This window comes from Streptomyces sp. NBRC 110035 (assembly GCF_000829695.1).
Classification (GTDB): Bacteria; Actinomycetota; Actinomycetes; order Streptomycetales; family Streptomycetaceae; genus Streptomyces.
This window is the reverse complement of record NZ_BBNN01000043.1, coordinates 44,468-57,092: the sequence shown is the minus strand read 5'-3', so window position 1 is coordinate 57,092 and position 12,625 is coordinate 44,468. Positions and strand designations below refer to the sequence as shown.

Sequence of the window (12,625 nt, the reverse complement as noted above, 5' to 3'; positions counted from 1 at the left end):
GTGCACCAAACGCCCGTTGGCGGAAATCGGTCGCCGCGGCGGCGCCGGCCATGAGGTGCAACACCACGGCCCAGTGGTGGCGACCGGGGATCCCGATGTGGTGCCGCAGCGCACCGCTCGCCGGCACCCGGGGCGTCAGATGAACGTGGTCGCGGTGCCGCGGGCGAGCGCGATGGAGCCCGACAGCCGCTCTCCCGCCTCGTAGATCATGTACGGAACCCCGCCGTCGGTGCCGAACGACGGCGACGCCGCGCGCCCGTTCTCCGGCGCCGCGGTACCGGAGGCGTAGAACACACCGAGATGGTCGCGGCGTGAGAAGTCCTTGCCCACCTCGGTGATCAGGATGTCTCCGCCGCTGCCCCTGTCGGTGTTGTACACGACGTACGCGCTGCCGCCCCGGGTGAGCAGATGCGGCCCGCCGACGTTCACCGCGCCGACGGCGGCGTGGTCGATCAGCGGCTTCGTGGCGAACTCCCAGTCCCGGCCGTCCGCCGACCAGCCCCAGCCGATGTCGCGGTGGTTGGCGGTGGTGTTCCACATGAAGAGCATCACGTAGCGGGCGCCGCGGGCCGGCAGGTCGTGCCGGAAGACCCGGGCGTACGAGGTTCCGGTGGTGCCCGCCGGCATCATCGCGGTGGTGAGGACCGTCCTGTCGTAGGTGAAGTGCACACCGTCCTTGGAGCGGGCGAGACGGGTGGTGGTGTTCTCGCCGTGGAAGTACAGCCACAGCTCACGTGCGTCGGCGTTCCAGAGCACGTGCGGTGAGGAGACATGGCTGACCTTGTAGTGCGGCGGCCAGGCGTGGGTGACGATCGGGTTGCCGGCGTACTCGGTGAACGGGCCCTCCGGCGAGTCGCCGTGGGCGAGACAGATGCCACCGGGTGCGTCGTGCGGCGCGTAGTAGAGGTAGTAGCGGCCGAGCGGGTTGCCCAGCTTGTCGTAGACCCCGCGGACGCAGGGGAAGATGATCTCCCCGGTGGGGTTGCAGGAGAGCTGCTCGGGGGTGAGCAGTGGGCGGACGTAGCGGTAGTCGGGGAAGCCTGCGGGGGCGGCGGCCATGGCGGTGCCCTGCGCTCCGAGGGCGAGCAGTGCGCCGCCGGCGGTGGCGGTGCGCAGGAAGAGGCGGCGGTCGAGCGTCATGGCGTTGCGGCTCCTCGTGCCGGGCCGGGCGGGGACGGCTGCGGGGCTGCTCACAGCTGGGTGGTGGCGGTGACGATCAGACCGCCGAGCGCGACGCACCACACGTAGGGCAGGGTGCGCAGCATGACCTGCTGCGGGCCGACGCCGGCGTACTGCGCCGCCCACACGGTCTGGGTACTGGTCGGGTCGCTGACGCCGAACACCTGGTTGTACGAGGCGGTCAGGCCCAGCACGGCGACGGCCGGGTAGATGCCGGCGGCGATGAGGACGCCGGCGATCCCGGCGCCGAGGCCGTAGACGTTGAGCGGGCCGCGGTAGAGGCACAGCGGCACGAGGAGGGTGAACACCAGCACGAAGACGACGGGGTTGTCCGGTGCGACGGCTTTCACCAGCGGGTTCAGTGCCTCGACGGCTCCGGGGAGCTTCACCGCGGCGAGCAGGATGCCGATCGCGATGAAGAGCGCGATGGGCGGGGCGGCGGTCTCGAACCCACCGTAGAGGGTGCGCAGGAGCCTCTTGTTGAGCTGCCCCGGCCGGGTGGTGGTCGCCAGTGCCCACAGCACGCCCGCGAGCATCGAGGGGATGATGGCCAGTTCGAAGCCGAGCGCGAGGACCAGCGGCACGGCGGGGGCGAGCAGCGCGTACCAGGGCGCGTCGCCCATGTGGCGGGCGCGGCTGCGTCGCCGTCCGCCCGGGCTCTTCGGGCTGTCGCCGTCCCCGGTCCGCTCTCCGGCCGACGCCAGCGACCAGGCGTGCTCGACTCCCTTGCGGCGGGTCTCGACGAGCACGAACAGCACGGCGAAGAAGGCCGCGAACGGGAACAGCCTCATCATGAAGCTCTTCACCGTGTCGACCGGCAGTGGCGTCGGTGAAGGTTCCGCCGACGTCGATGCCGACGCGGATGCGGTGCGGGGTCATGAGGGGGACACCTCCTTGTGCCGTGCGCACGGAGAGCGGGCGGTGCGGGGCCGGGCGGGACGGTGCCTCTGTGCCGCCCGGCCCGCGGCGCGTGCGGTGGTACGGCGTCGTCAGTAGCCGCGCACGTCGGGCCAGTGGCGCTGGACGCCGGCCCGGTCGAGTACGCGGGTGAACTCCTCCAGCCGCTTGTCCTCGCCCTGCACCTGGTGCGGGCGGACCCCTTCCTCCAGGCAGTGCGCGGCGAGCGCGCCGGCGACCTCGCCGATGTTCCACTCGACGGGGTGCAGGCGGTAGCAGCCGTTGGTGATGTGGGTGGTGCCGATGTTCTTGCCGGCGGGCAGCAGGTTGCGCACCCGGCGCGGCACCAGGGCGCCGAGGGGGATCTCGAAGGGCACGGAGCCGATGTCGATGTAGTTGTCGCCGCCGGTGGAGGGGTGCAGGTCGATGCGGTAGGCGCCGACGGAGTCGCGGTGGCGGGTGCCGCCGTACGGGCCGACGAGGTCGATGGCGACGTCGTGCTCGGTGACGGTGGTGAGGGCCTTGATGCGGCGGGACTCGCTTACGTACGCGGGGCCTTGGCGAGGCCGTCGGCGGTGCCGGTGACGTCGGGGCGCGGTCGCAGGCCGGGGAAGCCGGTGCCGCCGTCGGTCCTGGGGGCCTCGGTCTGCAGCCAGTACAGGACGGACAGCGACAGCCGGCGGGCCTCGGTGACGGCGGCGCGGCCGGTCTCCTCGCCGGCGCCGACGAGCGGTTTGAGCCAGTAGTCGTTGAGCGGCCAGTTGACCAGGGTGATGTCGGAGTCGAACGCGCCGGGGCGGTGCAGTCTGCCGGCGAGGATGCGGCGGAAGCCCCACAGTTCCTTGCCGCCGGCGTCGGCGCTCTGGTCTGCGCTGACGTCGAGCGGGTCGATGTCGGGGTTGGGCTCGAAGGTGCGCGGCACGGCCTCCAGGGAACGGGGGTCGGGCGCGAGGAGGCCGAGGAGCGGACCGGGCCAGAAGTCCGGCCGGTAGGAGCGCCAGAAGCCGTAGTCGGCGGGGCGGTCGATGGTGTGGTTCTCGCCCTGGTGGTGGGAGAGGGCGAAGCAGACGGTGATGCCCTGCTGGTTGAGCGGGTCGGCGGTCTCGGGTGCGTGCGGCTCGTCGTACTCGGAGCGGGCCTCGGCGCCCAGCGCGTGCTCGACGCCCGCGAGTTCCAGCAGCTCGCCGGTCTCGGTGGCGTCGAGGACGTAGGAGGCGGCGACGGTGTGCCGGGCGCCGTCGCGGACGTCCTCCAGGGTGACGGCACGGACCAGGTCGCCGTCGGTGTCGGCGGCGACGGGCCGGGTGTGGGTCAGCACGGTGAGCCGGCCGGCGGCGACGTGCGGGGCGAGCATCGACTCCAGGACGGCGACGGCGACGCGCGGCTCGTGGCAGAGCTTGCTGACGCGGCCGGCCCCGGGGTTGAGCAGCGGCAGGGCCCGCGCTTCGGCGCGCAGCGGATACCACTGCCGGTAGTGGGAGCGGATCGATTCGCGCAGCGCCCGGTAGGTGGCCGTGACACCGAACTGCTCGACCCACGGGTGTTCGTCCGGCGGGACGGCCTGCGAGGTGAGCTGGCCGCCGATCCAGTCGGTCTCCTCGGTGAGGACGACGGTGCGCCCCGCACGGCAGGCGGCGAGCGCGGCGGCCACACCGCCCGTGCCGCCGCCCGGTCCGCCGCGGCCGCGGCGGACCGGGTGGGGGACCTGGACCGGGGGTGCTGTCAGCGGGTCCCGCCGGGCGGTGGGCCCGTGGTGTGCCCGGCGCGGAAGCCGCAGGCCACGAGAGACTCGGCGCGCTCCTGGCCGGAGAGCTGTGCGGTGAGCATGCGGACCGCGGCGGCGCCCAGTTCGGCCCGGGGGACGTCGAAGCCGGTCGGTGACCGGGCGGCGGCCAGGTCGGCGGGCGGGGACCCGAGCAGCGCCAGCGACACGCCGCCGGGCACGTCGAGCCCGGCGGCGGCGACGGCCGTGTGCAGGGCCCGCCAGGCCGCTCCGGTGTCGGTCTCCTCGGCGACGAAGGCGGTGACGCCCTCGGCGAGCCGGGCACGCACCCACGCGGGTGTGATGTCGCCCGCGGGGCGCGCGGTGCGGACCACGGCCGCGGGGTCGTCCATGGCACGCCGGCCGGCGCATTCGGCAAGCCCGGTGCGGAAGCCGCGCTCGCGGTCGGTGGAGGCCGGGGCGTCGTCGTCCTCGCGGACGAGGACGACACGCCGGTGGCCGAGCCCGGCGAGGTGCCGGACGACCTCGGCTCCGGCGGCGACGTAGTCGGCGCCGACCCAGGCGAGTCCCTCCGGCTCCTCGCGGCGGCCGATGTGCACGGCCGGGTAGCCGTCGGCGACGAGCTGCCGCAACTGGTCGTCGGGGACATGACGGCCGAGGAACAGGCAACCGTCCGCGAGGCGCACCCGGTTCAGCGCTCCGGGCTCCCCCGCCTGTGCCCCGCCGGAGCTGGAGCCGGTGAAGAGCACCAGGTCGTAGCCCTGGGCGGCGGCCTCCTGCTCCACACCGACGAGGAACGGGTAGTACGAGTGCTCCACGGCGGTCGGGAAGGTGGCGGTGAAACTGAAGACGCCGAGGAGATTGTTCCGGGCGGCGGCGAGACGGCGGGCGGCCGGGTCGGGCACGTAACCGAGCTCGCGCGCGGCGGACAGTACCCGTGCACGGGTGTCCTCGTGCAGGGCGATGCCCTGCTTGTTGCCGCCGAGCACCAGCGACACCGTGGTCTGGGACACCCCGGCGAGCCGGGCCACCTCGGCCTGGCGCGGCCGGCCGCGCCGCTGCGCGGAAGGGATCTTTTCCGCCATGCTCCACCCCTTCGACTAATGCGCATTAGGTACGCACTGCGGGGCACCTGTGCAGTGCTAATGCGGATTAGCGATGACTTTGCCGCCACGCGGCAGGAGGGGGCAAGGAGGGCGGGACGACTAATAACCGGCGTTCCTTTGCGGGCCCCGCGACACAGCACCGCGTGCTCCGGGCCTCCGGGCCGGGACCGGGCGCGTGCCATGGGCGATACGGGTGAAGGGGGCCGGCGCGTGGGCTGCGTGGTGTCGGCACCCCGGTTCCGCGGGGCCGTGGACCGGACCGGTCGAGGAGCGGCTGTCAGGGCCTGGTGGCACGCCGGGACCACGCGGAACGACACGGGAACAGCGGAGGGAATCGTCGTGATCACCGCTGGGTCCGCCCCCGGCTCTCCCTGCCGGTTCGACCTGGGCACCCCCGGCGTCCGGGCCGCCGCGGCCTTCCGGGGCGCGGTACTCGGCTGGGACTCCGAGTCCATGGGAACCGGGGGGAACGTGGGGGCGGGATGTTCCGCAAGGACGGCAGGACCGTCGCCGGGCTCGGCACCCTCACCGAGGAGGGGGCCCGAGGTCACGTCGCCGACGCTGCCGCGGGTGGATCGAGCGGCGGTGTGGCAGGCGGTCCTGAAGGCCACGACGTCGGCCTGCGGCAGTGGAGCGTCGCCCCGCCCCCGAAACCCGGTGGCACCTCGTGCGCCCCGGACCGACGCACCACTCCGTTCTCGTTCGTTCCCGTCCGCGCGGCCGCGGTCCGCAACGGGTGGCGTGCGTCCCGGCAGGTCCTGGTCCCCGCCCCGGTGCGGGACCCGCGAGGGTGCCGCACCGGGCCGGCCTGCGGTCAGGCTCCGGGGAGGACTCCGCTGCGGACCACCTCGGCGTACCAGCGGGCGCTGGCCTTCGGGATGCGGGTGCCGGTCGGATAGTCCACGTAGACGGCGCCGAAGCGCTTGCTGTAGCCGTGCGCCCACTCGAAGTTGTCCAGCAGGGACCAGAGGAAGTAGCCGCGTACGTCGACGCCGTCCACGATGGCCTGGTGGACGGCGGCCAGGTGACCGCGCACATACGCGATGCGCGCGGGATCGTTGACCTGGCCCGAGGGGTCCGCGTAGTCGTCGAACGCCGCGCCGTTCTCGGTGATGTACAGCGGCAGCCGCGGGAAGTCGGCGGCCAGGCGGTGCAGCAGGTCGTACAGGCCGGTGGGGTCGACGGCCCAGCCCATGGCGGTGGTCTCGCCGGGCGGCTGGTGGAAGGCGACCTTGTCCGCGCCCGGCCAGGGGCTGTGGGCGCTCCTTCCGTGTCCGTCGGAGGTGTGGGTGCCGTTGCCGTCGGCCGCGGAGACGAGGGTGGGGCTGTAGTAGTTGACGCCGAGGAAGTCCAGCGGCTGGTGGATCTGCCGCAGGTCGCCGTCGCGCACGAAGGACCAGTCGGTCAGTGCCGCGGTGTCCTTGAGCAGGTCCTCCGGGTAGGCGCCCTGGAGCATCGGGCCGGTGAAGACCCGGTTGGCGAGCGCGTCGATGCGGCGGACCGCGTCGTTGTCGGCGTCGTCGGCGGTGAGCGGGCGGACCTGGTGGATGTTGAGGGTGACCGAGCACCGGGCGTCGGCGGGGAGGCGGTCGCGCAGTGCCTGGACGGCCAGGCCGTGGCCCAGGTTGAGGTGGTGGGCGGCGCGCAGGGCGGCGACCGGGTCGGTGCGGCCGGGGGCGTGCACGCCGGAGCCGTAGCCGAGGAAGGCGCTGCACCAGGGCTCGTTGAGGGTGGTCCAGGTCTTCACCCGGTCGCCCAGGGCGTCCGCGGCGAGGGCCGCGTACTCGGCGAACCGCTCGGCCGTGGCGCGCTCGGGCCAGCCTCCGGCGTCCTCCAGCTCCTGCGGCAGATCCCAGTGGTAGAGGGTGGCGACGGGCTGGATGCCCTTGTCCAGCAGGTCGTCGACGAGACGCCGGTAGAAGTCCAGGCCCTTCTGGACGGCGGGGCCCCGGCCGGTGGGCTGGATCCGGGGCCAGGCGAGGGAGAACCGGTAGGCACCCAGGCCGAGTTCCGCCATGAGGGCGACGTCCTCACGCCAGCGGTGGTAGTGGTCGGTGGCGGTGTCACCGTTGTCGCCGTTGCGGACCCGGCCGGGGGTACGGGCGTAGGTGTCCCAGATGGACGGTGTGCGGCCGTCCTCGGCGGCGGCCCCCTCGATCTGGTAGGAGGCGGTCGCGGAGCCCCAGAGGAAGCCCTTGGGGAAGGTGCGGGCGGCGTCCGGGGCGGACGCGGTCTGCTGTGCTGCGGTGACCACGTAAGTCCTTTCGAGGTGGTGGGGGTGGAAACGGGGGCGAGGGCGTGGGTGGTTCGCGGGCGCCTGCGCGCAGGACCGGCGGGCGCGTTCGGCCGGTCCTTGACGCGGCGGTCAGCCCTTGACGGCGCCCGCCATGATGCCGCTGACGATCTGGCGGCCGAAGACGATGAACATGACCAGCAGCGGGAGCGTGCCGAGCAGCGCGCCGGCCATGATCAACGACTGGTCGCGGACATAGCCCGCGCTGAGCTGGGTGAGGGCGACGGGGACCGTGGGGTTGGTCATGTCGAGCACCACGAAGGGCCAGAAGAAGTCGTTCCACGCGTGCACGAAGGTGATCATGAACAGGACCGCCATCGCGGGCCGCGCGACAGGCAGCACGATGCTCCAGAAGATCCGCAACGAGTGCGCCCCGTCCACGCGTCCGGCCTCGACGAGTTCGTCCGGCAGTGCCTCCGAGAGGTACTGCCGCATGAAGAAGACACCGACCGCGCTCACCAGGGTGGGGAAGATGACGGCGGGCAGCTGCTGCGACCAGCCCAGCTCGGACATCATCATGAACAGCGGTACGACGCCGAGCTGCGGCGGCACCAGCATGGTGCCGATCACCAGCATGAGCAGGGCGTTGCGCCCCTTGAACCGCAGTTTGGCGAAGGCGAAACCCGCCAGGGTCGCGAACATCACCGTGGACATGGCGATCACTCCGGCCACGATCAGGCTGTTGACCATGGCCTTGCCCATCGCCGCCTCGTCCCAGGCTCGGGCGAGGTTGCTGAACAGGTTCGGGCCGGGCAGGAACGGCGGCGGCGTCTGGCTGACCCGGGTGTTGTCGGTGGAGGCCGCCACCATCGTCCAGTACAGCGGGAAGATCGACAGCACCGCCATGACGGCGAGCAGGATGTAGGCGAGCGGGCCGGCGTGGTGCTGACGGCCGGCACGCGGGCGCATCAGCCGGCGGCCGCCGCGGCCCGGCTTCTCGGCGGAGGGCCCGGCCGGGGTGTCCGTCCGGGCCGGGAGGCTGTGGATGGTCATGGCGACTCCAGGTCAGGACGTACGGGAACGCAGGCGTTTGATCAGGCGCTGCGCCACGAAGACGAGGACGAGCAGCAGGAACATCGCCCACGCGACGGTGGCCGAGCGGCCCATCTGGTAGTTCTTCCAGCCCTCCTCGTACAGCAGCAGGCCCAGGGTCTGGTACTGGTTGTCCGCGCCACCGGTGACGCCGTTGGGTCCCTGGCCGAAGATCAGCGGCTCGCCGAACAGCTGGGTGGCGCCGATCGTGGAGAGCACGATGGTGAAGACGATGGTGGAGCGGATTCCGGGGACGGTGACGTGGGTGAACTGCTTCCACCGGGAGGCGCCGTCGATGGCGGCGGCCTCGTACCGTTCGGCGGGGATCGCCTGCATGGCGGCCAGGTAGAGCAGCGCGTTGTAACCGGTCCAGCGCCAGATGACGATGGTGGAGATGGCGACCTGGGCGGGCCACTTGTCGGCCTCCCAGTTCACCGGGTCGATGCCGACCGTGCCGAGCGCCCAGTTGATCATGCCGAAGTCGCGTTCGAAGATCATGGTGAACACGAGGGCCGCGGCGGCGACCGAGGTGGCGTAGGGGACCAGCGAGGCGACGCGGAAGAACAGCGAAGCGCGCATCCGGTAGTTGAGCAGGTGCGCCAGGCCGAGCGCCATCAGCAGCTGCGGCACCGTGGAGATGACACCGATGGTGAGGGTGTTCGCCAGCGCGTTCCAGAACCGTGCGTCGTTCCAGAGTTCGACGTAGTTGTCGAACGCCACCCATTCCATGACGTCGAGGGTGGCCAGTTCCACCCGGTGCAGGGAGATCCACGACGTGTAGACGAGGGGGTAGAAGCTGAAGGCGGCGAAGACGACGAAGAACGGCGCGACGAACGCGTACGGGGCGCCTCTGACGTCCAGCCGGTGCAGCAGCGCGCCGCGCCGCCGGGCGGTGCCCTCGCCGTCCGTCTTCGGCGGCGGGCCCGAGGGCTCCCCGCCGGCCAGGGCCTTCGTGGTGGAGGTGGCCACCCGACTTTTCCTTCCTGGGAGCGGATGTGTGAGCCGCCCCGGGCCCGTCGGCAGGTTGCGGACGGGCCCGGACGGCCGATGGGGCGACGGGTCAGCCGACGGCCTTCTCGATGCGCTCCGCGGTGGTCTTCCACGCCTCGTCACGCGGGGTGTCCTGCTGCTCGATCAGAGTCAGGCCCTGGGAGAAGGTGTCCTTGATCGTGCCGTCCTTACGGCCGAGGACCTGCTCGTCGGGGATCTCCTGGGCGGCGGCGCCGAAGATCTCGCCGATCGGCGCGTCGCTGAAGTACTCCGACTCGGCGTTCTTCACGTCATCGCTCTCCAGCGCCTCGCGCGAGGACGGGATGTTGCCGATCTCCTTGAAGATGTGGGCCTGCTGCTCCGGCGCGGTCAGCCAGGCGACGAGCTTCTTGGCCTCCTCCTTCACCGGGCTCTGGTCGATCACTCCGAGGAAGGAACCGCCCCAGTTGGCGCCCTTGGGGGCCCTGGCGACGTCCCACTTGCCCTTGTTCGGCTCGCCGGCCTTCTCGCTGATGTGACTGAGCATCCACGCCGGGCACACGGCCGTGGCGAACGTGCCGTTGGCCAGGCCCGGGTCCCAACCCGGCTGGAACTGGCGGAGCTTGGCGCTCAGGCCGTCCTCGGCGGCGTCGGCGGCGAGGTTCCACGCCTCCTTGACGGCCGGGTTCTTGTCGTAGATCAGCTCGCCCTCGGCGTCGTAGAACTGCTCGGGGTAGCCGTAGACCATGGCGTTGAACAGGCCGCTGGACGCGTCCATGTAGGACACGTCGTCACCCTTGAAGTCCTTCTTGAAGGTGCGGCCGACCTCGACGTACTTCTGCCAGTCCCCCTCCCACAGCTTGGCGACCTCCTCGCGGTCGGTGGGCAGGCCGGCCTGCTCGAAGTAGTCCTTGCGATAGCAGACGGCCATCGGGCCGATGTCGGTGCCCAAGCCCAGCACCTTGCCGTCCTGGGTACTGATCTGGGACTCCTTCCACGGCAGGAAGTGGTCGGTGCCCGATACATCGGAGAAGTCCGCGAACTTGCCCGCCTGGGTCTCGGTGATCTCCTTGGCCCGGCCGATCTCGATGCCCTGGATGTCCTTCAGGCCCTTGCCGGCGGCGAGCCTGGTCTGCAGCGCGGTGTAGTACGTCTGCTCGTCACCGGCGATCTCGGCCTTGATGTCGACGTTCGGGTTCTCCTTCTCGTACTGCTCGAGAAGGCCCGTCTCCTTGATGCCCATCACCCCGTACAGGCCCATGGTGATGGTGACCTTGCCGTCCTTCTTGCCACCACCCGTGGCCGAATCGTTACTGCTGCTGCAGCCGACGACGAGCGTCAGCGCGCCGACGACCGCGGTCGCCGCCACCGCCCTCGTACGCAACGAACCGGGACTGCCCATGGATCTCCTCCTAGCGACGGCGCTGACGCACCGGAGTGACGATTTCCGCGTTGACCACAGCGGCTCCGACAATGGGGTGGGAACGTGCCCACTTCGGGGTGGGCACGTTCCCACCGCTGGACCGAAGACTCCTGGCAGCACAGCCGGTCTGTCAATGACTTGAACACAACTTGTGGTCCGGGGCCGGTGTCCGCCGTTCGGTCCCCGGGCCCTGACGCGCTTGCGCTCTTGTGCTGTCTGCAAGAATTGCCGCTGGTCAATTCCGCGGCCGGTGTCGCCGCGACCGCCGAAGAGGGGGAGCACATGGCCGGGGACCACCGTCCCACGATCAAAACCGTCGCCACCCGTGCCGGCGTGGGCAGGACCACGGTGTCCCGCGTCGTCAACGGATCGGATCTGGTCAGTGCCGACGCGCGGTCCAGGGTCCTGGCGGCGATCAAGGAGCTCAACTACGTTCCGAACTCGGTTGCCCGCGGCCTGGTGACCAACCGGACCAACGCCGTGGCCCTGGTGATCCCGGAGTCGGAGAGCCGGCTCGGTTCGGAACCGTTCTTCGCCGCGCTGATCCGGGGCGTCAGCGGCGCCCTCGCCGAAAGCCGGACCCAGCTCCAGCTGATGCTCGTCCGTGACCAGGCCGAACGGGACCAGCTGACCGAGTCGGTGGCAACGCGCCGTGTGGACGGCGTTCTCCTGGTCTCCGTCCATTCCGAGGACCGGCTGCCCGGCATGCTGGAGGAGATGGGGCTGCCCACCGTGCTGGCCGGCCGCCGCAACGCGGGCGAACGGCTGAGCTACGTCGACTCCGACAACGCCGGAGGCGCCATCGAGGCGGTCCGGCACCTGCTGCGCGGCGGCAGGACCAGGATCGCCACGATCACCGGGCCGCTGGACATGGACGTCGGCCGCAGCCGGCTCGCCGGCTGGCGTGACGCCCACCGGGAGGCAGGGGTGCCGGCGAGTGAACTCCTGGCTGAAACAGGTGACTTCACGGAGGAGGGCGGCAGCCGCGCGATGCGTTCGCTTCTTGAACGTGTCCCGGACCTGGACGCCGTCTTCGCCGCCTCCGACCTGATGGCGGTCGGCGCCCTGGCCGAACTGCGCCGCCACAAGCGGCAGGTGCCCGGCGATGTCGCCGTCGTCGGATTCGAGGACTCCGTCCTCGCCCGCCACACCAACCCGCCTCTGACGACGGTGCGTCAGCCGGTGGAGGAACTGGGCCGCACGATGGCGCGGATCCTCACCGACATCACCCAACACGGCGCATCCCGGCAGCAGTTGACGCTACCGACGGAGCTGGTGGTGCGGGAGTCGTCCTGAACCTCCGCTCTCAGCCCGTCGGACCGCTGTCCGTCGGATACCGGGCGCGGAGGCGGGTGAAGGCGGTGGGCGTCGGCCGGCGCGGGAGGAATTCCTTGATCAGTTCGGCGCACTCGCGTGGACTCGCCGCGCCGGTGTCGCATTCGAGGTCGTAGTCGCCGTGCTGATGGACCAGGCCGTACTGGAGTGCCGCGAGGCCGGAGGGGCGGTCGCCACGGGCCTTTTCGCGGCGGGCCAGTTCGTCCGGTGGGCAGTGGACGCCGACGAACAGTACGTCCGCGGGACGCAGTACGGTCAGGCAGTCGACCAGTCGCCACGGCTCGCTGAGAACGTGGTCGACCACGACATCGTTGCCCGCCTCGGCCATGGCCGCGATCGAACGGTGGAAGCCCGTTCTCGTCCGGCGCAGAGCGGCGTCGAGGTCCTCCTGCGCGAGGGGCCGCTTCGTGCGCATCGCGTTGAAGGCGTCCACCGCCAGATGGAAGAAGACACCGTCGTCCAGGATGCCGAGCAGTTCCCGGGCGATGCTCGACTTCCCCGAACTGGACGTGCCGTTGAGGAAGATGATCCGACCGGCTGCCATGCGGACATGATCACACGGTGGAGCCCGGCACCGGCCGCCCGCCTGGGGGCCGGTACCGGGTGGGCCCGACGGCCGGATGGGTCGGGCGGTGTTCGGAGTCCGTTTCTGGTGGGCGGCGCCGGTG

General features: G+C 71.4%; 8 protein-coding genes and 2 pseudogenes. 1 reads left to right on the top strand and 9 read right to left on the bottom strand.

Features of this window, described 5'->3' with window-relative positions:
* Positions 1-135 precede the first annotated feature (135 nt).
* From TU30_RS28005 to TU30_RS27970, 8 genes and pseudogenes are all read right to left on the bottom strand, one after another.
* Positions 136-1,140, bottom strand: a complete 1,005-nt coding sequence (locus tag TU30_RS28005; protein WP_042175148.1) for a hypothetical protein — start codon at positions 1,138-1,140, stop codon at positions 136-138.
* A 50-nt stretch (positions 1,141-1,190) separates the two neighbouring features.
* Positions 1,191-2,000, bottom strand: a pseudogene (locus TU30_RS28000) (transporter); the annotation flags it as partial.
* A gap of 168 nt (positions 2,001-2,168) precedes the next feature.
* Positions 2,169-3,802 (bottom strand): annotated as a pseudogene (locus TU30_RS27995) (FAD-dependent oxidoreductase).
* Positions 3,799-4,884 carry a LacI family DNA-binding transcriptional regulator gene (locus TU30_RS27990; protein ID WP_042175146.1) on the bottom strand — a complete coding sequence of 362 codons (1,086 nt, stop codon included), beginning with the start codon at positions 4,882-4,884 and terminating at the stop codon, positions 3,799-3,801. Before TU30_RS27990 ends, TU30_RS27995 begins: the two are co-directional and overlap by 4 nt.
* An 835-nt stretch (positions 4,885-5,719) precedes the next feature.
* A complete protein-coding gene (locus TU30_RS27985) occupies positions 5,720-7,159 on the bottom strand; it encodes a GH1 family beta-glucosidase (protein WP_042175144.1) in 1,440 nt (479 codons plus the stop codon).
* Between the two features lie 111 nt (positions 7,160-7,270).
* Positions 7,271-8,191, bottom strand: coding sequence for a carbohydrate ABC transporter permease (locus TU30_RS27980; protein WP_042175141.1), 921 nt, complete (start codon positions 8,189-8,191; stop codon positions 7,271-7,273).
* A 12-nt stretch (positions 8,192-8,203) separates the two neighbouring features.
* The gene (locus tag TU30_RS27975; protein ID WP_042175137.1) at positions 8,204-9,199 is read right to left on the bottom strand and encodes a carbohydrate ABC transporter permease; all 996 of its coding nucleotides are present in this window, start codon (positions 9,197-9,199) and stop codon (positions 8,204-8,206) included.
* 91 nt (positions 9,200-9,290) lie between these two features.
* Positions 9,291-10,601, bottom strand: a complete 1,311-nt coding sequence (locus TU30_RS27970; RefSeq protein WP_042175135.1) for an ABC transporter substrate-binding protein — start codon at positions 10,599-10,601, stop codon at positions 9,291-9,293.
* Positions 10,602-10,904: 303 nt separating this feature from the next.
* Here TU30_RS27970 and TU30_RS27965 point away from each other — a divergent pair, with 303 nt between their 5' ends.
* Positions 10,905-11,918 (top strand): LacI family DNA-binding transcriptional regulator, encoded by a 1,014-nt coding sequence (locus tag TU30_RS27965; protein ID WP_042175170.1) that lies wholly within the window; start codon positions 10,905-10,907, stop codon positions 11,916-11,918.
* Positions 11,919-11,928: 10 nt separating this feature from the next.
* On the opposite strand, the gene TU30_RS27960 is transcribed toward TU30_RS27965, so the two are convergent.
* Positions 11,929-12,501, bottom strand: a complete 573-nt coding sequence (locus tag TU30_RS27960; protein ID WP_042175169.1) for a chloramphenicol phosphotransferase CPT family protein — start codon at positions 12,499-12,501, stop codon at positions 11,929-11,931.
* Positions 12,502-12,625: the final 124 nt, after the last annotated feature.

Coding starts and splice junctions, on each gene's coding strand:
- TU30_RS27960 (WP_042175169.1), bottom strand. CDS start 12,501: ATGGCAGCCGGTCGGATCATCTTCCTCAACGGCACGTCCAGTTCGGGG.
- TU30_RS27965 (WP_042175170.1), top strand. CDS start 10,905: ATGGCCGGGGACCACCGTCCCACGATCAAAACCGTCGCCACCCGTGCC.
- TU30_RS27990 (WP_042175146.1), bottom strand. CDS start 4,884: ATGGCGGAAAAGATCCCTTCCGCGCAGCGGCGCGGCCGGCCGCGCCAG.
- TU30_RS27970 (WP_042175135.1), bottom strand. CDS start 10,601: ATGGGCAGTCCCGGTTCGTTGCGTACGAGGGCGGTGGCGGCGACCGCG.
- TU30_RS27980 (WP_042175141.1), bottom strand. CDS start 8,191: ATGACCATCCACAGCCTCCCGGCCCGGACGGACACCCCGGCCGGGCCC.
- TU30_RS28005 (WP_042175148.1), bottom strand. CDS start 1,140: ATGACGCTCGACCGCCGCCTCTTCCTGCGCACCGCCACCGCCGGCGGC.